The organism is Helicobacter fennelliae, from assembly GCF_900451005.1.
Lineage (GTDB): Bacteria > Campylobacterota > Campylobacteria > Campylobacterales > Helicobacteraceae > Helicobacter_B > Helicobacter_B fennelliae.
Genome location: NZ_UGIB01000001.1, coordinates 766,281 through 787,396, shown reverse-complemented (window position 1 = coordinate 787,396; position 21,116 = coordinate 766,281). Strand labels below are relative to the sequence as shown.

General features: G+C 32.1%; 20 protein-coding genes. All 20 read left to right on the top strand.

Annotated features, from left to right (window positions below):
- The first annotated feature begins 349 nt into the window (after nucleotides 1-349).
- Complete coding sequence (locus DY109_RS12490; RefSeq protein WP_425323544.1) at nucleotides 350-1,768, top strand: bacteriophage T4 gp5 trimerisation domain-containing protein; 1,419 nt, start codon at nucleotides 350-352, stop codon at nucleotides 1,766-1,768.
- 159 nt (nucleotides 1,769-1,927) lie between these two features.
- Nucleotides 1,928-2,329 carry a hypothetical protein gene (locus tag DY109_RS03815; RefSeq protein ID WP_244916637.1) on the top strand — a complete coding sequence of 134 codons (402 nt, stop codon included), beginning with the start codon at nucleotides 1,928-1,930 and terminating at the stop codon, nucleotides 2,327-2,329.
- A gap of 12 nt (nucleotides 2,330-2,341) precedes the next feature.
- The gene (locus DY109_RS03810; RefSeq protein ID WP_023948184.1) at nucleotides 2,342-2,983 is read left to right on the top strand and encodes a hypothetical protein; all 642 of its coding nucleotides are present in this window, start codon (nucleotides 2,342-2,344) and stop codon (nucleotides 2,981-2,983) included.
- A 16-nt stretch (nucleotides 2,984-2,999) separates the two neighbouring features.
- Nucleotides 3,000-5,477, top strand: a complete 2,478-nt coding sequence (locus DY109_RS11890; RefSeq protein ID WP_244916636.1) for a hypothetical protein — start codon at nucleotides 3,000-3,002, stop codon at nucleotides 5,475-5,477.
- On the top strand, nucleotides 5,474-6,142 hold the full coding sequence (locus tag DY109_RS03790) for a hypothetical protein (RefSeq protein ID WP_002957585.1): 669 nt from the start codon (nucleotides 5,474-5,476) through the stop codon (nucleotides 6,140-6,142). The genes DY109_RS11890 and DY109_RS03790 overlap by 4 nt, the downstream gene beginning before the upstream one ends.
- Complete coding sequence (locus DY109_RS03785; RefSeq protein WP_115737769.1) at nucleotides 6,139-7,611, top strand: bacteriophage T4 gp5 trimerisation domain-containing protein; 1,473 nt, start codon at nucleotides 6,139-6,141, stop codon at nucleotides 7,609-7,611. Before DY109_RS03790 ends, DY109_RS03785 begins: the two co-directional genes overlap by 4 nt.
- 22 nt (nucleotides 7,612-7,633) lie before the next feature.
- Nucleotides 7,634-8,470, top strand: a complete 837-nt coding sequence (locus tag DY109_RS03780; protein ID WP_023950006.1) for a lysozyme inhibitor LprI family protein — start codon at nucleotides 7,634-7,636, stop codon at nucleotides 8,468-8,470.
- 47 nt (nucleotides 8,471-8,517) lie between these two features.
- Nucleotides 8,518-9,273 (top strand): lysozyme inhibitor LprI family protein, encoded by a 756-nt coding sequence (locus DY109_RS03775; RefSeq protein WP_034550602.1) that lies wholly within the window; start codon nucleotides 8,518-8,520, stop codon nucleotides 9,271-9,273.
- 79 nt (nucleotides 9,274-9,352) lie between these two features.
- Nucleotides 9,353-10,516 (top strand): lysozyme inhibitor LprI family protein, encoded by a 1,164-nt coding sequence (locus DY109_RS03770; protein WP_015453619.1) that lies wholly within the window; start codon nucleotides 9,353-9,355, stop codon nucleotides 10,514-10,516.
- Nucleotides 10,517-10,537: 21 nt separating this feature from the next.
- A complete protein-coding gene (locus DY109_RS03765) occupies nucleotides 10,538-13,351 on the top strand; it encodes a hypothetical protein (RefSeq protein WP_023950002.1) in 2,814 nt (937 codons plus the stop codon).
- Nucleotides 13,344-13,958: a hypothetical protein gene (locus DY109_RS03760; RefSeq protein ID WP_023950001.1), complete on the top strand. Its 615-nt coding sequence runs from the start codon at nucleotides 13,344-13,346 to the stop codon at nucleotides 13,956-13,958. Before DY109_RS03765 ends, DY109_RS03760 begins: the two co-directional genes overlap by 8 nt.
- Before the next feature lie 181 nt (nucleotides 13,959-14,139).
- A complete protein-coding gene (locus DY109_RS03755; protein WP_244916634.1) occupies nucleotides 14,140-15,189 on the top strand; it encodes a bacteriophage T4 gp5 trimerisation domain-containing protein in 1,050 nt (349 codons plus the stop codon).
- A 22-nt stretch (nucleotides 15,190-15,211) separates the two neighbouring features.
- Entirely contained in the window at nucleotides 15,212-16,036 is an 825-nt protein-coding gene (locus DY109_RS11325; protein ID WP_023950129.1) for a lysozyme inhibitor LprI family protein, read from the top strand.
- 79 nt (nucleotides 16,037-16,115) lie between these two features.
- Nucleotides 16,116-17,231 carry a lysozyme inhibitor LprI family protein gene (locus DY109_RS03745; RefSeq protein WP_034550649.1) on the top strand — a complete coding sequence of 372 codons (1,116 nt, stop codon included), beginning with the start codon at nucleotides 16,116-16,118 and terminating at the stop codon, nucleotides 17,229-17,231.
- Nucleotides 17,231-17,626 (top strand): hypothetical protein, encoded by a 396-nt coding sequence (locus tag DY109_RS03740; protein ID WP_181811350.1) that lies wholly within the window; start codon nucleotides 17,231-17,233, stop codon nucleotides 17,624-17,626. Before DY109_RS03745 ends, DY109_RS03740 begins: the two co-directional genes overlap by 1 nt.
- Nucleotides 17,627-17,928: 302 nt before the next feature.
- On the top strand, nucleotides 17,929-18,291 hold the full coding sequence (locus DY109_RS11885; RefSeq protein ID WP_244916633.1) for a hypothetical protein: 363 nt from the start codon (nucleotides 17,929-17,931) through the stop codon (nucleotides 18,289-18,291).
- Between the two features lie 79 nt (nucleotides 18,292-18,370).
- Entirely contained in the window at nucleotides 18,371-18,568 is a 198-nt protein-coding gene (locus DY109_RS11880) for a hypothetical protein (RefSeq protein ID WP_023947236.1), read from the top strand.
- Nucleotides 18,492-20,333: a peptidoglycan recognition protein family protein gene (locus DY109_RS11875; protein ID WP_244916632.1), complete on the top strand. Its 1,842-nt coding sequence runs from the start codon at nucleotides 18,492-18,494 to the stop codon at nucleotides 20,331-20,333. Before DY109_RS11880 ends, DY109_RS11875 begins: the two co-directional genes overlap by 77 nt.
- Nucleotides 20,320-20,754, top strand: coding sequence for a hypothetical protein (locus tag DY109_RS03720; protein ID WP_015453657.1), 435 nt, complete (start codon nucleotides 20,320-20,322; stop codon nucleotides 20,752-20,754). The genes DY109_RS11875 and DY109_RS03720 overlap by 14 nt, the downstream gene beginning before the upstream one ends.
- Entirely contained in the window at nucleotides 20,751-21,110 is a 360-nt protein-coding gene (locus DY109_RS03715) for a hypothetical protein (protein WP_023947239.1), read from the top strand. The genes DY109_RS03720 and DY109_RS03715 overlap by 4 nt, the downstream gene beginning before the upstream one ends.
- The last annotated feature ends 6 nt before the right edge of the window (nucleotides 21,111-21,116 follow it).

Below are 21,116 nucleotides of genomic sequence, written 5' to 3'. Positions count from 1 at the left end.
TATCTATGATTTAGCTTTAAATGAAAGTATTACTTTAAACTTCTCCTCAAGTTTAAAAGAAAACAAAGAGAGTTTAAGAGATTTTATAATTATAGGAATGGAGCAAGAACTTATTAATGAATCTTTATTAGAGAATAACTTTAATTCTAATGATAATGCCATTAAAAAAGAGAATGCAAAACATTTAAAAGAAAGTGTTACTTCTTTAATGAATACAGAGCAGATAAACAAAGGGAATGAAAGCTTTAATCCCCTCACTCAAAATACTTCTAATGCTTTAGAATCTCTTTCTTCTCCTTCTTCTTTAGGTAAATCTCACTCTTATAGTAATACCCTCACCCTTTTACCTATTACCTTTAGCTATACTCCCTCTTTAAAGAGTAAGCCTAAAGCTCCTAGTAGCACTTTAGGAGTTGTTATTGGAGAGAGTGAGGATATAGATGGAGAAAGAAATACTATTCATACAGATAACTTTGGTAGAGTAAAGGTCCGAATAAATTGCTTTGCTTCTCAAGAGGTTATAGATAATGCAAGAGTGAAAGAACAAAATAATGTTCAAGGAAAAAATATAGAGAATAACCATTCACAAGGCACTCTTCAAAACATTAATGGAAATACTAACACTCATACACAAACAACCAATGATACTTTAAGCAATACAACACAGACAGAGGAGAATATACACTCACAAGAAAATCATACAACAAACAATGATGTGGATAGTAACAATTCACAAATGAAAGCCTACTCTTATCATTACTCTCCTTATCTTAGAGTAAGCTCTCCTATTGCAAGTATAAGTTCAGGTTTGTATCATACTCCAAGAGTGGGAGATGAAGTGATTGTAAGTTTCTTTGATGAGGATATAGATAAGCCTTATATCAGTGCTAGTCTGTATAACCAAAGTAATCCTGCCTTGCCTCCTTTGCCTTTAAATGCTCATCAAACAAGTTTAAGTGCAAGAACTCTTAATAATACAAAAGAGACAGAGGATACAAACTCTTCTATAGTAGAATCTGGATTAAATGAAATCACGCTCTCTAATATAAAAGAGAAAGAACAAATCTATCTTCAAGCACAAAGAGATTATGAAGAACTCATTAAACATAACTTCACTCAAAAGATACAGAATAATAAAGATTCCATAGTAGAGGGAGCATATAATGAAAGGATTAAAAAGATTCATACGCAAACCATAGATTTAGCAAAGATTGTAAGTATTGGAGGAGAATATAATACAAATGTGGCTTTATCTAAAGATACCATTGTAGGATTAAGTCATACTTTAAATGTAGGAGCAAGTAATAAACTTAGAGTAGCTAAGGATAGTAGTGAGTATGTAGGAGAGGATAAGGAGGTGGAGATAGGGGGAAGTGTAAAAGAAGAGATAAAGGGAGATAAACACGAAGAGATTAAAGGAGAAGTGCAAACACATATAGAAAAATCTTTGATGCAAAATGTAGAGGGAGATATGGATATAAATACCACACAAAACTATACTCTCGTAAGCAATGAAAAAACGATATTAAAATCTTCTAAAGCAATGAGTTTAACAACAAATGAAAATTTAAGTCTTGAGGCTGATTCTTCAAATTCAGAGATTCAAACCAATTATAGTGTTAATGCTGGTAACACTATAATTCACCAAGTAGGAGACACTTCTATTACTGCTAAGGGAGATTGTGTTATTATTAAAGCTGGTGGAGTAGAAGTAGTCATAGATTCTAAAGGACTTATAGTTAAAGGTGGGGAGGTGAAGGCGGAGTGAGGGGAAGATGCTAAGAGCAACTTTGACCCATTGCTTCTGCAAGGATTGCCATATAAGAAGGGAGGGGTAGATTATAGGACTCTATTTGCTCCAAATAATAATATTAAACTTTATGATTCTAAAGATACATATAATCGTATTCCTTTCGCAGAAGTTATAATGTGTAATATTGATTGTCAAGAGTTTTTACAAAATACTTCAATACCAATAAAGCAAGATGATTTTAATATTACTACTCAAGAAAATACAAAATCTCCAATAAGCATTACTACTTCACAAAGCAATAGTATCCAACCCTTTACCTATGAAGATTCTAACATTACAGCTAAAGAGATTATCAATAAGGATAATACTTCAACTTTGGTCATAGAATCTAATACAAATTTGCTAGAATATCAAGGTAATACCACTGATACACTAATGAGTGGAATAAGTGGAGTGTTTGGGGCAATGGCAACATTAGCAGAGAAATATGGGGTAGATAAATCACTCAAAGAATCAACTAAAGGACTTGGAACTAAAGGCAGAATCTTGGCTATTATTTCAAGCACGAAGTGTTGATAAGGCAAGAATATGAATGAAAAACAAGATATAAGAGTTGATGAGTTTGGAGAGGAGATTCTGTATGAGATAAGGCATAATCCTACTTGGTGGGATTATTTGATGTATTTTATGATACTTTTTCTTGGCATTGCTATGGTATATGTTGGCATAGAAGCTTTTTTATTCAATGAAATAGAGAAACCATTTCTTATCACATCATTGATTCTTGGCATTCCCTTTACACTGCTTAGTTCATATCGTTTATTTTACACACGCAAAAATCGCTTTTATGTTACAAATAATGGCATAGGCTTTGAGCGTAGAAAGTGGTTTAGAATGCAAAAGGGATTCTTTAAGTTTGGGGAAGCGGGTGCGATAAGAACTTTAGGTTCCACAGGGACACTTCCTGCTACCTCGCCTAGCTTGATAATAATTTTTCCACTAGGTAATCTCAAGAAAAAATATTTTGCTTCTTGGCAACTCAAACCCTATTATAATATTTCTTTGACTGCTTGGGATATTTATATATCTCCAAAACTCTACAACGAAATAACCGAACAATGTTATTTACACGATTTTCTTATCAAAAAAACCAAAGAGGCTCTAAAAGCACAGGGCGCAAATATAGATACTTTATGTTATGATTTGGACAAACAATTTGATATATATTAGTCTAAGGAAATAACCAATGAATCACGATAGCAATGAATCCAACACAGCAGGTATTAAAATAGGCTTACCTAACTCTAGTAATAAAGGATTTGATGTTAAGGCTGGTATTATAGATTCTAACCCCAATGCTACTTATAATCCAAATAATAATCTTAAACTTTATGATTCTAAAGATACATATAATCGTATTCCTTTTGCAGAAGTTATAATGTGCAATATTGATTGTGAAGAGTTTTTAAAAAATGCCACAACATTAAACAAACAAAACAATATAGAATCTACGACCAACACAGAATCTGCACACCAAAATAATACAAACCAACCCTTTACCTATGAAGATTCTAACATTACAGCTAAAGAAATTATCAATAAGGATAATACTTCAACTTTAGTCATAGAATCTAATACAAATTTGCTAGAATATCAAGGTAACATAGCAGATACTCTAATGAGTGGATTAAGTGGAGTGTTTGCTTCAATGGCAACATTAGCAGAGAAATATGGGGTAGATAAATCACTCAAAGAATCAACTAAAGGACTTGGAACTAAAGGCAGAATCTTGGCTAGTGTATTATTTCAAACAGAGGGTGCTTCAGTAAGTTTAACTTATAATTATGGCAATAATGGTAAGGATTTATTAAAAGCTGGGGTAACTCTTGGAGCAGAAATAGCTGGGACATATATTGCAACAAAGATAGGTTTATCCTTAATGGCTTCATCAATGGGGCTAAGTATAGCAGCTTTACCTGTCTTGCCCGCTGTTGCTATCTCTGCCCTTGCCGCAGTAGGCATTGGATTATTTCTTAATACTCAAGTAGGCAAATGGGTAACTGATTCAATTGCCGAACATCTCATACAACCTCTTATTGATAATCTAAAACCCAAACTCCAATCTTTCTTTTCTATGTTTGATTCTAATCCTTTAGAATATGAATTAGTGCCAAATCCTACTTTATCCTCCAAAGACTACCAATCCCTTATAGAACTTCTCTTAAACAAAAACTCTAATGCCCTTGATATAGATACACTTCTCCATACTTTTCCAAACTATCTTGCTTATCCTACCCACTCTTATTCCACTAAAGATTCCACAAACTCTTCTCTTTCTCTCTCTACTCCAAAAGATGCTCTCCCTATACACATCAAAGCCCAATGCTTTAATCATAAAAAAGAAGCTTTAAGTAATAGAGAGATTTATGTGTATTCTCCAAACTTTTATTCTTTTGTAGATAGGGCTAAAAGTGATGAAAATGGCTTTATAGAATTTCATAATGCTTATGTCAGCTCTAAGATGACTAATTCAGATTTGTATTTTGTATTAAATAGGTATGGTTTAGATGAAGAACAAAAAGACTTTCATATCAAAATCTCTCCTTCTAAAACTATCCAACCAAAGGATAAACAAGTAGGAGAACTTTTAGAGCAAAGATTAAGCTTTGAGAAAAACATTCCTAAAGCTATCACTCTCAATGACAATATAAAGCCCAATATTAAAGTTAATGCCATAGAGTATATACCACAAGAATACAATCACAATTCTTTTAATTCACCTTTAGAACATCATCTTATAGAATCTATCACACTTCAAGCCCATTATGTTCTTAAAGATTCTCACAAGAAAAATATACAAGGTGATGAACAAAGTCTTCTTAAAGAATCTATACAAAGATATAAACATAAAACTAAATGGGGATACATTGTATTTGATAGAGATGAAGAGATAGAGCAAACATTAAAGCAAGTCAATAAGACACAACCTCTGGTTTATTCTAAGAGATTTAAAGAATTAGAAAATATTAAAGGGGAAATAGTCAATATTCCTTTCAAAGAAGAATGGGAGAATAAGCAAATAAGATTCTTTGCTTATTTATGGAGAGCAAATAGAGATGTGGGAATAGATGTGCATTATCAAGCGACAATCCCTGATAATGTTATAAGAATAGAAACATTAGATGAGAGTGATGAGTTTATAGAGATTATCTTACCTGAAGAGCAAGAAGAGAATAATACCAATGATATAGAACAAGAAAATGATTGGCTAGATACTGCAAAAGATTTAGCATTAGATTTGGGACTAGCTGTAATCTCAAGAGGTAGATATAAGCCAAAGAATAGAACTAATAAGGTGAATAAAGGAGCAACAAATTTTAATAGGAGTTTGACGAGAGAAGAGGTGTTGGAGGTGGTGGATAAGTTGCCAACGGCTAAAGAATTAGGCATCACACGAAGTAAGAGAGTCCATTTTGTAAGAAACACAAAAGAATTAGACGAATTAGTAAATAAATTTACAAAAAATGCAAAATATATTGGAGAACATAAACAAACAATAAAAGTGAAAAAAACAGGGCAAAAAGAGGAGGTAAATGTGTTAGAATATTTTTTAGATGATGGCACTCCTATAGGCATCCGCTCTAATTCTCAAACAGGTGGTAAAGCCATAGATATAAACAAAAAAGAAAAGATTATTCATAATTTGGAGACGATAAGAAAATGAGGTATAAGGTCTTAGAAAGTATTGATAAATTTATATTTGATTCTATTTATAAAATCGGTATGGATAAAAAAATAGCGGCTGTTTTAGGTGATGAGGCATTGGATTTAAAATTACTATTAAGCAATTCAAATATTACAAAAATAGATATTTTAGAATACTTTGAGCATTATATTTTGGCAGAAGCAGAGTCTAACTTTGAAATTGATGAAGTATTTATGGGGCAATATGATGTTTATCCATTTGATGTTTTAGATAAGACACTTTTTGAAAATGATCCTAAACCTAGTTATGCAAGTGAATATATAGGAGTGATTGGTGAGTGTTTTTTGGGTAATTTGATAGATTTTACTTGCAAAGATGAAGAAAAAAGCTTGTTTCATTCTTTTAACTCTTCGTTTGAAGCTTGGAAATATTTTAAAGAAATATTTTTTTATCAATATCAAAATTATTTATATAGCAACGACAAAAAAGAAAATTCTAAAATACTTTGGAATAATCCTAAAGATTGGAATTCTTGGGATATAAATGTAATCCGCACAGAGAAAGGCACAAAATACTTTAATGAAATCCTAGCCCCTAGATTTTATAACAAATACAAAGACTTAAGTGTTGAAATAGATTCAAAAGGAAATATTATAAAGTGGATAGGAAAGATTAATAGATGAGTGCTTCAAACACATCTCACTCTTATAGTAATACCCTCACCCTTTTACCTATTACCTTTAGCTATACTCCCTCTTTAAAGAGTAAGCCTAAAGCTCCTAGTAGCACTTTAGGAGTTGTTATTGGAGAGAGTGAGGATATAGATGGAGAAAGAAATACTATTCATACAGATAACTTTGGTAGAGTAAAGGTCCGAATAAATTGCTTTGCTTCTCAAGAGGTTATAGATAATGCAAGAGTGAAAGAACAAAATAATGTTCAAGGAAAAAATATAGAGAATAACCATTCACAAGGCACTCTTCAAAACATTAATGGAAATACTAACACTCATACACAAACAACCAATGATACTTTAAGCAATACAACACAGACAGAGGAGAATATACACTCACAAGAAAATCACACAACAAACAATGATGTGGATAGTAACAATTCACAAACGAAAGCCTATTCTTATCATTACTCTCCTTATCTTAGAGTAAGCTCTCCTATTGCAAGTATAAGTTCAGGTTTGTATCATACTCCAAGAGTGGGAGATGAAGTGATTGTAAGTTTCTTTGATGAGGATATAGATAAGCCTTATATCAGTGCTAGTCTGTATAACCAAAGTAATCCTGCCTTGCCTCCTTTGCCTTTAAATGCTCATCAAACAAGTTTAAGTGCAAGAACTCTTAATAATACAAAAGAGACAGAGGATACAAACTCTTCTATAGTAGAATCTGGATTAAATGAAATCACGCTCTCTAATATAAAAGAGAAAGAACAAATCTATCTTCAAGCACAAAGAGATTATGAAGAACTCATTAAACATAACTTCACTCAAAAGATACAGAATAATAAAGATTCCATAGTAGAGGGAGCATATAATGAAAGGATTAAAAAGATTCATACGCAAACCATAGATTTAGCAAAGATTGTAAGTATTGGAGGAGAATATAATACAAATGTGGCTTTATCTAAAGATACCATTGTAGGATTAAGTCATACTTTAAATGTAGGAGCAAGTAATAAACTTAGAGTAGCTAAGGATAGTAGTGAGAGTGTAGGGGAAGATAAAAGGGTAGAGATAGGGGGAAGTGTAAAAGGAGAGATAAAGGGAGATAAACACGAAGAGATTAAAGGAGAAGTGCAAACACATATAGAAAAATCTTTGATGCAAAATGTAGAGGGAGATATGGATATAAATACCACACAAAACTATACTCTCGTAAGCAATGAAAAAACGATATTAAAATCTTCTAAAGCAATGAGTTTAACAACAAATGAAAATTTAAGTCTTGAGGCTGATTCTTCAAATTCAGAGATTCAAACCAATTATAGCGTTAATGCTGGTAACACTATCCTTCACCAAGTAGGAGATACTTCTATTACTGCTAAGGGAGATTGTGTTATTATTAAAGCTGGTGGAGTAGAAGTAGTCATAGATTCTAATGGACTTATAGTTAAAGGTGGGGAGGTAAAGGCGGAGTGAAATTGCAAATAAGGAAAACTCTATGAAATACTCTATGATAATTTTTACAATGTTAAGCCTATGTGTGAATTTAGCTTATGCAGAAAGTGCAAAAGAAGCAAAACCTAGCTTTGATTGTGCTAAGGCTACTACAAAAGTAGAAAAGATGATATGTGAGGATTCTAGTGGGGAATTACAGAATCTAGATAGGCTGTATTCTAAACTCTATTTTTCAATACTAAAGAGTATCCCGAAGGACACAAAACAAGGGTGGGAGACAAGGGAACAAATGCAAAAATTTGCTAAAAATTTTATAGATTATAGAGATAATATGCGTTGTTTTTTATTGGCAAAAAACGATGATAAAAAAGAAGTTGAAGAAACATTTAGCACAGCACGCGAAAATGGAATAATATACGAAAATATTAATTCAGTCCATTTTGGTCTTAAACCACATCATTATAAGCCCTGTATAGCAAGGGTTTATAAAATGGGGATTCTATTGCTTAGTACTAATACTATCGTAGATACAAGTTCTCTCATAGATAAAGATACTTTTTATACTTGTGAGGGCAATATGATACTTGATATTTTTTCTGTTAAAGGTTTAGCTCATTTTAAATTGTATAGTAAGTTTTTTTCAAAAGAATATAAAGAAACCATTATAGAGGCTTCCAAAGCATTGCAAGAATTAAGCTCAAATAGTCGCTATACTCAAGTATGTGTTTTTGAAGATGAGGGGTATATATGCACAAATGGAGGGTGTGAGTTTGATTTAGATGAAATGCAAACTAGAGTTATTCAACCACTTGATAGATTTATTCAAAATATAGATTTAAGGAAACTAAATGCCAATCAAAACAACGAATTTAAGTTATGAGGAGTTTGAATATATATCCGATATGGAGAGATAAACTAGGAGGTTTTATGCAAAAAATTCTAATAGTCTTAGGGGTTTTCTTAATGTTAAGCATTAGTGCCAATGCCCAAAGCCCACAAGAAGCAAAACCTAGCTTTGATTGTGCTAAGGCTACTACAAAAGTAGAAAAGATGATATGTGAAGATTCTAGTGGGGAATTACAGAATTTGGATAGGCTATATTCTAAACTCTATTTTTCAATACTAAAGAGTATCCCGAAGGACACAAAACAAGGGCAAGAGGTGGGAGAACAACTAAAATATTTTAATAAATCCGTTATGCAGCATAGAAATATATGGAGTTGCTATTTTGTTGCACCACTTAAGGCAAGACAACAAGAAAACTTTGAACAACATTATCTCAATTATTGCATAAAACAAACTTATTTAGAGGCTATTGCTACTCTAGGGTTTAAAATGATAGATACAGAAGCCAACAGAGAAAAATGGGGCTTTAATGAAAAAATGGAAGATTTTATTGTCCCAATTATAAATGTTAATGGAGCCTATGATGTGGCAGACATAGAGTTTTTGCCTAGTTATAATCTATTTAGTAAATTTTTTGAAAACACTACCAAGGACATTATTATAGATTTTATGGCTTACAGCATTATGCAGTGGAATTACTTTCTTGTAGATGTTCGGATTAATGAGGCAAATGAGGATTTATTTGATGAAGCAGTGGAAAAATACAAAATATACTATGACAAGCTATATCAAGCTTTTAAAAAAGATAAAAAACTTAATAAATTATTAGGAAACTAAATGCCAATCAAAACAACGAATTTAAGTTATGAGGAGTTTGAATATGTATCCGATATGGAGAGATAAACTAGGAGGTTTTATGCAAAAAATTCTAATAGTCTTAGGGGTTTTCTTAATGTTAAGTATTAGTGTCAATGCCCAAAGCCCACAAGAAGCAAAACCTAGCTTTGATTGTGCTAAGGCTAGCACAAAAGTAGAAAAGATAATATGTGAAGATTCTAGTGGGGAATTACAGAATCTAGATAGATATATGGCTGAAGTCTATACGCAGTTAAGGAATGAGCTAAAAAAGTCAAGCTTGAGTGATAAAAACCAAAGATTAGATAATCTTTTGCAATCTCAAAGAAGATTTATTACTAGTGCAAACAACATTAATTCAAATAATGCAGCTAGTATCTATAAGGATTTATTTAATGAGGAGGATGAAGAACTGATACTGCGAATGGGCGGTAATGAAAAAGGTATTATTCAAAATATGTATAAGAAAAGAACCATAATCTTACTTAAGCTTTTGGGCGAAGTGCTAGATTCTAACAATAAAGAGCTGTGTGAGTATGCAAGAAAATGGAAAGATAACCAAGATGAGTGGCGAGAGATACAATATTCAGTTGATGACCCGCTCTATACGCTAGGATTCTGTCTAGGCTCTGATTATAATTACAAATATTGCACCTATGGTAAACTCACGCAGAGGCAGAAGTTTATCAATGATCGAGGCTCGTATATAGAGCCGCAAATTTATGTCAAAAAACTTGATATAGATAATGATGGGAAAAGGGAAACAATAATGCTTGTATCTGGGGATTCATCACAAACACTTTATGTCTTAACAGGCAATCAAATCAACGAAAAAGCAAGTGATAGAATCTATGGTGATGATTTGCATTTTAGTGGAGAATATACTTTTATGAATCTATGGAGCAAAATGGAAATAGGCGAGAGGATTTCATTTGTTATTAATACCTATGCACTTCCTAGCAATAAAATATCAGGACGCTTTAACTTTAGAGTGTTTGAAGCAAGCGAAGAATTTAGTTTTGATGACAAAGAATATGCAAGAATGAGCGAACAACAAAACATAGCCCCACAATTTACGGCATTGTTTTATAGTGTTATGGAGTTTCAAGGGAAAAATTATATTCGTTTAAGTAGCAATCGCTTTTGGGGAGAGAAACCAACAAAATATCCTAAGAGAATCTATCTCTTAGAGGGCAATAAAAGAGAGCTAAAATGCACTTATTAAAATAAAATTTATAGGATTGAAATGTTTGAAACAACAAAAAATACAAAGTATTTGGAAGATACCCTTGAATTGCTTAAGGTGGTTGAAGGCTTTAGAAAACTTCCCTATAACGACAAAGCAAAAGAAGATGATAGCGGGTATTTAACCATAGGTTATGGCATTAATTTGCAAGAGAGGAATTGGCTAATTGCTGTGTTAAATGAATTGGGATTATTTGGGAGTGTAAAAGATTTAAAAACTAAAGAAGATATAGAAGCTTTAGATAATAAAGCTAATAAAGCTAAGATTGATGAGTTTTATAATATTACAAAACAAATTGTAACAAATGATAATATAAGCACCATACGCACACAGCTTAATGATTTATTAAAAAAATATACCGGACAAAGTAGTTTTAAACTAAATAAAGAACAGGCTATAAAAATCAAAAAAATAGCATCTGATTCTATATTTGACTATACTTCTAGGATCAATGATAAAACTTTAAAAATGGATAAAGAAACTAATGAATATGCAGGAATTTTATCTTATGCTTTTAATGTCGGAAATGATTCTAGGAAATATTTCTTTGATATATGCAACAAAGATAAGGATAATCGTTTCTTGTCATTTTTTACCTTACGATATGGAGTGAATTTTCTTTTAAACAATGATAATGCTAAATTTGGCATAGCTAAAAGACGATTTTGGGAATCTCAACTTTTTGGATTTGAATACAATGGTAACAATGCTTTTAAGACTGCAATAGGAATCTTTAAAATATTAAATTTCAAATATAAACCTAGATTTATACTAAAAAACTATAACGATAATTTTATTAAAAATTTTAAAGAGAGTTTGAATCAAACATATTTAGATTGGATTGTAAATTATGAAGACAAGTTGCTTTATGCTAAAAAAGATAAAAATCAAACTTGGCAAGAATTTTATAATGCCGATGCAAAAACAAATAATCTTACTGAAAACTTTAGTAATATACAAGGAATTACTCCAGACAAAGACAACATCCTCTCCCCCTATCTTGACTACCTAAACACCCTCACACAAAAAACTTTTAGTCTAGAGAATATCTATTGTATCCAAAGCTTTTATGGAGTATTAGGAGCTCATAAACTTGACAATGTCGCAAGTATCAATAAAATCTTAAGCCAAAGATTCTCTAATAACTCTAAGCAACCACAACCCACTACACAAGATTCTACCGCACAAGCAAATCCAGCCCAAAGCACAAACGAAAATCCCACACAAATTTTAATCCTTTATCCTAAAGCTACTCCTTTGCCTATCCAAATCATTCAACCAGAAAATACATTTCTTACACTAGTGGTTGGTAAAAATGCCAAGTTAGATTGTTCTAAACTTCTCTTAGATAAATGTGAAATCCATTACCTCCAATATGATGAAAATCAAGAAGAAAGCACAGAGAATCCAAAAATCACAGCATTAAAAACAGATTCTGAATTAACTCTAACGACTAAAGATTCAAATCTTTATGAAGTTATACATAATGGTATTATATATTACATCTCTAAAAATGAAGGGGTGCTAAGAGTGGCATTAGGGCAGAATAGAGAGGAAGTTATAGAACTCTATAATTTTGCTAAAGAAAATAAATATAAAATCTTAAAAGAATCTCATTCACAAATACTAGATATTCAGCTAAAATTGCAAGATAATAAAGAACTACCCACTTCCCACAATGGTAACTTTGCTCTAACAATCAATAACCTTACACTTTTAGATAAAAATGGAAAGAATCTTGATATAGCAGAGGATTATACCCTCTATCTACATAATTGTGAAAATAGAATAATATATGAGAATACTTCTATCCAAAAAAACACAGATGATACTTATCGTGTAAATTTCAGCTTTGACCTCATACAAGATGAGGACTCAAACTTTTTTAAAAGAACAACCAAGCTCATTATAGCAACACAGAATCTAAGTAATGATTTTAGCACAAGTGAAATTCACACTAAAGGTAATGTAGCGGTAGTATCTCTAAGCTCTGCCGACAAAAAGGGTGGGAATTATACTTTTACAAAGAAAGTTTCTGCACAAGAATTTGAATCTCAAATAATAAACGCAAGAAAGGAATATTTAGCTAGTCTTGATAGCTTAGCTTATGAGGGGAGTAGAGAAAAGGATTGGTTTGTAATATTAAAAGATGAATTATATCTTATTGAAGCTGAAGTGGCATTTTTTGCTAAAGAGGCATTTCAAAACGCCTATGTAAGAGAAAGCTATAACAAAAGCATTAAAGAAATGTCTAATCAATTATTGAAAGAAGTAGAAAAAGAACAAGACATACATAAACGCAAGATTTTAGCAAAACAATTAGCTCAAGATGCCAATAAATTTCGCAATGAAATAATGAATGATATGCGTGCTAAAAGCACTACTTGGGGTAGAGTCCGTGCAGAGAGAATAAAAAGCAGGGGTAAAACCTTTGAAGAAATGATAGAGAAAAAAATAAAAGATTTAAGTTACAATAAACCTTTTGAGCAACTTACAAAACAGGAACAAACAAAAGTATTTGAAGAAATTATTAAATCTTCTGGGAAATCTAATGAAAAAGTCAATGCTAAAATATCAATGGTTAAGAATTTTGCTAGGGGAATTATTGTTTTTAGCATAGGTTATTTGATATATGATTTGTATGTAAGTGAAAATAAGGCTAGAGTTATAATTTCACATAGTGCAACTATTGGAGGTGGGTTTGTGGGTGGTGGTTTGGGTGTGGGTGGTGGGGGATATTTAGGGGATAAAATCGTAAATGAATGGTTTGATGATGAAATTAATGTGTTACTAAAGGAATATAATCTTGATTAGATTATCACAACAAGAATTAGAAATTTGCTATATTTTAAGTAGGATTTTTAACTATTATACTTCTTATGCTGAAATATTAGGCCATATAGAGTACGATCTAGAATTTTATAAAAATGGATTCTTTCCAGAATATGCCTATTTAGTCGGCAAAGAGGAATGCTTTGCACTTTTTAGAGTGAGACGAAAATATAAACAAGTGGCAAGAGAGATTAAGACTATAAAGAGCGATTTTATTCAAAAAGACTTAGAGAGATTATTCCCCATTGTAGCTTTGTATTGTATGAAGACTCCGCTTTTTTATGATGCACTTGAGGTTTGGGCTATGGAGGAGGGTTGGGATAAAGTGGAGTTTATGCAAGGGATTATAAAGATAAAGGACATATCATATTTTCATAGAAAATACATAGCATTTAGAACAAAATACCATTATAAGATTGCGTGTTGTGTGTTTGGCTTTACACAGCACTCTTTAGAGAAGCAAAAGCAATTATTAAAGCAAGATAACTCCATACATTTCCCTACGCAATATGATAAATATATGTATGCTGTTTGTTGTATAGCATTCATATTAGTGTTTATTGTGTGGATTGTTAAAGTGGTGGGTTAGTCGCACAACAGAGATTCTTAGAATCTAACAACGCCTCAAATCAAATAATAAGATTTATAAGATTTATAAAGATAATTCAAATAATATAGCACAAAGCTCACTAGGAAATACACAAGAAAGCAATACAACACAGACAGAGGAGAATATACACTCACAAGAAAATCACACAACAAACAATGATGTGGATAGTAACAATTCACAAATGAAAGCCTACTCTTATCATTACTCTCCTTATCTTAGAGTAAGCTCTCCTATTGCAAGTATAAGTTCAGGTTTGTATCATACTCCAAGAGTGGGAGATGAAGTGATTGTAAGTTTCTTTGATGAGGATATAGATAAGCCTTATATCAGTGCTAGTCTGTATAACCAAAGTAATCCTGCCTTGCCTCCTTTGCCTTTAAATGCTCATCAAACAAGTTTAAGTGCAAGAACTCTTAATAATACAAAAGAGACAGAGGATACAAACTCTTCTATAGTAGAATCTGGATTAAATGAAATCACGCTCTCTAATATAAAAGAGAAAGAACAAATCTATCTTCAAGCACAAAGAGATTATGAAGAACTCATTAAACATAACTTCACTCAAAAGATACAGAATAATAAAGATTCCATAGTAGAGGGAGCATATAATGAAAGGATTAAAAAGATTCATACGCAAACCATAGATTTAGCAAAGATTGTAAGTATTGGAGGAGAATATAATACAAATGTGGCTTTATCTAAAGATACCATTGTAGGATTAAGTCATACTTTAAATGTAGGAGCAAGTAATAAACTTAGAGTAGCTAAGGATAGTAGTGAGTATGTAGGAGAGGATAAGGAGGTGGAGATAGGGGGAAGTGTAAAAGAAGAGATAAAGGGAGATAAACACGAAGAGATTAAAGGAGAAGTGCAAACACATATAGAGGGGAGTTTAACGAAGAATGTAGAAAAAGAAATGTTTATTAATGTTTATGAAAATTACTCTACTAATGTTAAAGAAAACTTATCTACTAATGCAAAATCTATGCAAGATAATATAGAAGAACAATATTCACTTCAAGCAGACAATGCTACATTGGAATTAAAATCTGATTGTGCCATACAAGCTGGTAACACTATAATTCACCAAGTAGGAGATACTTCTATTACTGCTAAGGGAGATTGTGTTATTATTAAAGCTGGTGGAGTAGAAGTAGTCATAGATTCTAAAGGACTTATAGTTAAAGGTGGGGAGATAAAGGCGGAGTGAAATTGCAAATAAGGAAAACTCTATGAAATACTCTATGATAATTTTCACAATGTTAAGCCTATGTGTGAATTTAGCTTATGCAGAAAGTGCAAAAGAAGCAAAACCTAGCTTTGATTGTGCTAAGGCTACTACAAAAGTAGAAAAGATGATATGTGAAGATTCTAGTGGGGAATTACAGAATTTGGATAGGCTATATTCTAAACTCTATTTTTCAATCCTAAAGAGTATCCCAAAGGACACAAAACAAGGGTGGGAGACAAGAGAGAACCTAAAAGCATTTAATATATTTATGATGACATATAGAGATAGACAAATATGCCCTTATTTGGCTGTAGATACAGAAGCCCAAGAAGAGGCACAAAAGGAAGTGCCTTTAAGCACTCCACCTTATGAGTTGCATAATCAATTTAGTGGAGTAGAATTAGAAACAAGATGTATCAAGCGAAATTATCTTACTGCCATAGCCCTCTTAGCTTACAGCACAATTAATCAAGAAACACTGAATCAAAAATTAAAAAATAAAATATACGGTGGTTTATTGCCTCTTAGGGTCAAAGATATGTTTTATATTAGAGGGTTGCAAAAATACAATCTTTATAATCAATTTTTCCAAGATGAAGATAAGGAGCGAATTATAAATTTTTATACAGGTTACTGTGAGCGTATTCATCGATATAATTTGTATATAAACTATGAATATGATATTTCAAAGGATTTAAGGGATTTGAATCATATTTCTATTTGTTTTCGAATTAACTGCGAATATGAAGTGGAATATATGGAAAATATCATTGATGATATTTCTTTAGTCGTTAAAAATAACAAAAATAAATTATTAGGAAACTAAATGCCAATCAAAACAACGAATTTAAGTTATGAGGAGTTTGAATATATATCCGATATGGAGAGATAAACTAGGAGGTTTTATGCAAAAAATTCTAATAGTCTTAGGGGTTTTCTTAATGTTAAGTATTAGTGTCAATGCCCAAAGCCCACAAGAAGCAAAGCCTAGCTTTGATTGTGCTAAGGCTACTACAAAAGTAGAAAAGATGATATGTGAAGATTCTAGCGGGGAATTACAGAATCTAGATAGGCAAATCTCTCAAAGCTACCAAGACACAAAGGCAAAGCTTGATAAGAATGCCAAAAAAGCATTATTAGATTCTCAAAAATCTTGGCTTAAGACACGAGAGAGGTGCGAATCTAAAGAATGCCTAAAAGAATCTTTACAGAGTAGAATCAAAGAACTACAAAGCTACACGCCACATACAAGCAATGCGTGGCTTGGAACTTATAGCTTACAAGAAAATCTTTATACAGGGAGTTTTACAATACAAAAATGTAAAAATAATACTTGTGAAGCCTCATACTTTGCCTTGCTACACAAAAGTGAGTTTAATGATATGCACCAATGTGATATAAGTTTGAAGTTGCAGATAAAATCACAACAAGAAGCCATAGCCTATTTCGATGATGAGGATTTTATAAATTGTAAAATCTATATCAAGAAAAATCCACAAGGCATTGTATTTACAAGAGATGAGAAAGCCTTTGATTCGCCTGATTCTTTTTGTAGCACAATGTGTGGCAACCAAACGATATTTGAGTGGGGAGATATGTATAAAAAGGAAGTGCAAGAATGGAGTGGCACATATAATTTTTCTGAAAATGTAGATTCACAAAACATAGATTTATCAAAAAGTAGGCAACAAATTTTCCGCTTTTTGGATTGCAATAATGAAGGTTGCTTGGCTGAATATGAATCTTTGTATAAATATGCCACTTGTGAAATACGCAAAGATGATAGAATATTATCCCTAAAGATACTTTCCCCAAAAGAAGCCATTTTGCGATTAAAAATCAAAGATGGACATAATGTAGAAAAAATATGTGAGCTAACCTTGCAAAAAACACAAAAGGGCTTTAGAGTAGAAAATCCTTTGAATGCCATAGAATCTTGCAATACAGGTTTATCTATTTTTGAATCTTGTGGTGCGGGGACTAATCCAGATTGGACTATGGAGTTTATCAAGGAGCAATGATGAAATTTAGGGCGTTAGATGATGAAACTTATGCGACACTTTTAGGGATTTTGATATGTAATCTTGAAGTAGATATAAAAAGCTCTTTATTTCAGAGCGATGACTTCTTAAAGCCCTATGGTGATGGCGGTAAAAGTATAGCTATTGGTTTTGGATTGGATTTGAAGGTCAATTCTCTAACCACCATCACAAACCTATACAAAAAAATTTTTGGAAATGATTGGCAAATATCCAATGAAGAAAAGGATATCTTAGAAAAATTGCGAGCTAATAAAATTACAACCACTCAGGCACTTGAAGCAATTAAAAATTTAGCAACGCTTAGTCTGGATTTAAAGACACAAGATAATGCTTATAGACTATTCTCTTTAACAAAGACTATACACAATCTATAAATAATAACTTCTCTCAAACTATTCACAATAACAAAGATTCTATCACATTAGGTAACTATACAGAATCTATCCACAAAACCCATAGTCAAAATATCACTCTCACTAAGAGTGTCAAAGTAGGAGGAGAATACCTAACTAATGTAACACTCTCTAAAGATACTTTAGTAGGATTAAGTAATAGCCTTAATGTAGGAGGAGATAACACACTAAGAGTAGGTAAGGATAGTAGTGAGAGTGTAGGGGAAGATAAAAGGGTAGAGATAGGGGGGAATAACAACACTACTATTGAGAAAGATTCACAGATGATTATTAAAGGCAATAGTGAGACAATCATAGAGGGGGATAATGATATAGTCATTAATAAAAAACTTAATATCCAAACACAAGGCGAAATAGCTATCCACTCCAATGAAAATATTCATCTATCCTCACCACAATCTTTAAGTTTAGAATCTGAAACTGCTGCTATAATGGTTGCTGATAATGTAACAATGATAGCAGATTCTAATTATACTCTTAATGCTAATACTGAAGCGACTATTCAAGTTAAAGATACCTCTATTGTCGCAAAAGGCAACTCTATCATTATTAAAGCTGGTGGAGTAGAAGTAGTCATAGATTCTAAAGGACTTATAGTTAAAGGTGGGGAGGTAAGGGCGGAGTGAGGGGAAGAAGAAAAGGAATAAATCAAACCTCTTCTGACCTACTCTTTAATGACCCAAAAATAGCATAAAAGAATAAGTAATGAGCGAAACAATCAAATTTCAATGCCATATCAAAATATCTGGCAAAAAGTTAAATGAGCTTACAGGAAAAACACTCACTCTTATGGGAAACTCCAAAACCATAGATGAAAATGGAGAGGTTGTCTTTGATTGTGAGTTACAAGAGAGAGACAAACATAAATCTTTTCCTATTACCCTTGAAGGTGAAGAATTATAGTATTGTAGGAACAGGACAATGCAATGCCATAGCCCATAGAACTAAAGACAACACATTTTGCCTTATACTTAATAAAGATGATGAGGCAAGTATTAAACATATTAGAATATATAAAGAACAAGACAAACCCAATTCAAATGAAAAAGAACAAATAGACATCTACACCACACAGGTAGAAAAAAGAGAGGATACAACTACACAACAAACTAGCGCAGATGATACAAATACTTCCCAAACTCCATTACAAGAAAATCAAAACCTCATTGCATTAGAAACCCATCTCACAAGTGGGAAAGCGTTAAAAAAAGATATTCAATGGGCTTATTATGTGAAATATAAAAACGAACCTTTATGGGAAAAAAGCAAAATAAAGAAAGAAAATCTAGAACCTCTTACTTTCACATCAAAAGCCAAACACAATACACAAGTAAGCTTTGATATAAATGCAAAGTTTCAATACACTATAAAAGAAGATGAGACACAGAAGGAAGTAGAAGATTATCTTAAAGAAAAGCAACAGCTAGTTCTCTTTGCATACAAGAATAATCCAGCTTATGAAACAAGCAATGGACAAACACATACTATACTTACTATTAATGCACTACCAATAATAGAAATAACTTATAATACTCTTACTCTTTTGCATAAAAATACTCAGCAATCTTTTCAAATAAACAATAGCATAATGTCTCATCTTATAAAAGATTTTAAAGAAGACAAACAATATGAGTTAGGTTATAACAAGACAGAAGATTATATAACACTCAAATCAGAGAGCAATAAGCTTTATAAAATGTATAAAGATACTTCAAACAATATAGCACAAAGCTCACTAGGAAATACACAAGAAAGTAATCCAACACAAAATAATCAAAATCCAAACAATACTCAAACATCAAACACACAACAAACTAATACAGATTCTCTCTTTCTTAAAGCGAGTAAAGACTTTGAAGAACTACAAACTCTACTTGAACTTAGAAAACAACAAAACTATCAAAGTATGCAAGTGTGGGTAGAGGTGGGGAAACCTTATTATATTGATGATGAGGGATATTTGCATTGGGAAGCGAATGGAGAAGATAAAATAAAAAGAGCAAAGGAAATATGGCAAAAAGTAAAACACGCTGACCAAACAAAACAATTAGCAACAGCACTTGAAAAAGGTAACTTAACAAAACAACAAATCAAAGCTATTGTTTTACATAGAACAGATACTGATACTTCACTTCAAGCTATTAATGGATTTTTAAGGGGAGTAGGAACACATTTTTTGATTGATACAGATGGCACAATTTATCAATGTGCAAGTTTGTATAAATACACACAGCATATAGGAAAAATAGGCTCTAAATGCTACGATAATGATACCTGTGATGAAAGTTATACAAAAAAGATTTTAGGTTATTATCAAGGCAAAATACCAAAACAAATCCACGATAATGTAAGAAAAGAGGAGGAAAAGAATTTCGCATATCCAAATCGCTATCCCATTAATAATGAATCTATTGGCATAGAAGTGGTGGGAAAGGCTACAGACTTAAGAAAATTACCTATTGACAATAAATATCCACAAATTACTTTTTATGCTGCTACTTGGGATACTTCCGAGCAAACCGACCAAACCCAAAAAGATTCTATAAAGAATTTAGTAGAAATTTTGAAAACTGAGTATAATCTTACTGAAAATGATATTTACGAACACGATGATATTTCGCCTCAAAAGACTAGAGGGGAGGCAAAGGATTTGTATGAAAAAGAGTAGTGTAATTATTTTACTTATGTATAGTCTTTTTGCTAATGAAAATTATACAATACCATTGCCACCCTATGCAGAAGAATTTAAAAAAGAAACATTAGAAGTGTTAGCAATAGATATGGAAATAAATTGGGAAAATAGTGGTATAAGTGATGAGAAGGCATTGGAACATTGCAAAAATACGCAATCTTTACCAAAAGATTTAAAGCAAATGGAACAATATTTGAAACAACATATCATCGTATGGAATTTACATTATTATAGTGGTGATGGGTGTGTATATCGTGGTAAAGTGAAATTTGTTGGGAAAATATGGGATTTTGTCAGCGTTGGCGGCAAAACTAGACTCTCACACAGAAATGAGGATATATATTTGGTATGCGAATCTGCGAGATGTCGCCCACGAGCTTGGAGTGATGAAGAATGAAATCATTTTTGTCAATATTTTGCATTGGCAAGATTTGCTTATGCAGAGCAGGTTTATACGCCAAAAATAAAAATTGGATAGATACAGATGACTACTTTGTAAATAATCCTGATAGCATTACCACAGATGGTAAATTTGCTTTGCTTAGTGCAGTGTGGTTTTGGAATCACACAGGGTGTTATAAGATTGCAGATAAACAAACTAGCAATAATGCCAATGAAATAGTCAAGCAAATAACCAAAAAAGTCAATGGTGGCTATAATGGTTTAGATGAAAGACAAAAAGCCTCTAAAAGAATACGCTTTGGAAGTAGCAATACTGCCAATATAAGCAATGGAATCTTTAGGGATTTTTAAGGAGGC

Excerpts from the sequence above, each read along its gene's own strand:
- DY109_RS03715 (WP_023947239.1), top strand. The coding sequence starts at position 20,751 with ATGAAATCATTTTTGTCAATATTTTGCATTGGCAAGATTTGCTTATGC.
- DY109_RS03720 (WP_015453657.1), top strand. The coding sequence starts at position 20,320 with ATGAAAAAGAGTAGTGTAATTATTTTACTTATGTATAGTCTTTTTGCT.
- DY109_RS11885 (WP_244916633.1), top strand. The coding sequence starts at position 17,929 with ATGATTATTAAAGGCAATAGTGAGACAATCATAGAGGGGGATAATGAT.
- DY109_RS11890 (WP_244916636.1), top strand. The coding sequence starts at position 3,000 with ATGAATCACGATAGCAATGAATCCAACACAGCAGGTATTAAAATAGGC.
- DY109_RS03810 (WP_023948184.1), top strand. The coding sequence starts at position 2,342 with ATGAATGAAAAACAAGATATAAGAGTTGATGAGTTTGGAGAGGAGATT.
- DY109_RS03775 (WP_034550602.1), top strand. The coding sequence starts at position 8,518 with ATGCAAAAAATTCTAATAGTCTTAGGGGTTTTCTTAATGTTAAGCATT.
- DY109_RS03770 (WP_015453619.1), top strand. The coding sequence starts at position 9,353 with ATGCAAAAAATTCTAATAGTCTTAGGGGTTTTCTTAATGTTAAGTATT.
- DY109_RS03780 (WP_023950006.1), top strand. The coding sequence starts at position 7,634 with ATGAAATACTCTATGATAATTTTTACAATGTTAAGCCTATGTGTGAAT.
- DY109_RS03785 (WP_115737769.1), top strand. The coding sequence starts at position 6,139 with ATGAGTGCTTCAAACACATCTCACTCTTATAGTAATACCCTCACCCTT.
- DY109_RS03815 (WP_244916637.1), top strand. The coding sequence starts at position 1,928 with ATGTGTAATATTGATTGTCAAGAGTTTTTACAAAATACTTCAATACCA.
- DY109_RS03790 (WP_002957585.1), top strand. The coding sequence starts at position 5,474 with ATGAGGTATAAGGTCTTAGAAAGTATTGATAAATTTATATTTGATTCT.
- DY109_RS03740 (WP_181811350.1), top strand. The coding sequence starts at position 17,231 with ATGAAATTTAGGGCGTTAGATGATGAAACTTATGCGACACTTTTAGGG.
- DY109_RS03745 (WP_034550649.1), top strand. The coding sequence starts at position 16,116 with ATGCAAAAAATTCTAATAGTCTTAGGGGTTTTCTTAATGTTAAGTATT.
- DY109_RS03765 (WP_023950002.1), top strand. The coding sequence starts at position 10,538 with ATGTTTGAAACAACAAAAAATACAAAGTATTTGGAAGATACCCTTGAA.
- DY109_RS11880 (WP_023947236.1), top strand. The coding sequence starts at position 18,371 with ATGAGCGAAACAATCAAATTTCAATGCCATATCAAAATATCTGGCAAA.
- DY109_RS11325 (WP_023950129.1), top strand. The coding sequence starts at position 15,212 with ATGAAATACTCTATGATAATTTTCACAATGTTAAGCCTATGTGTGAAT.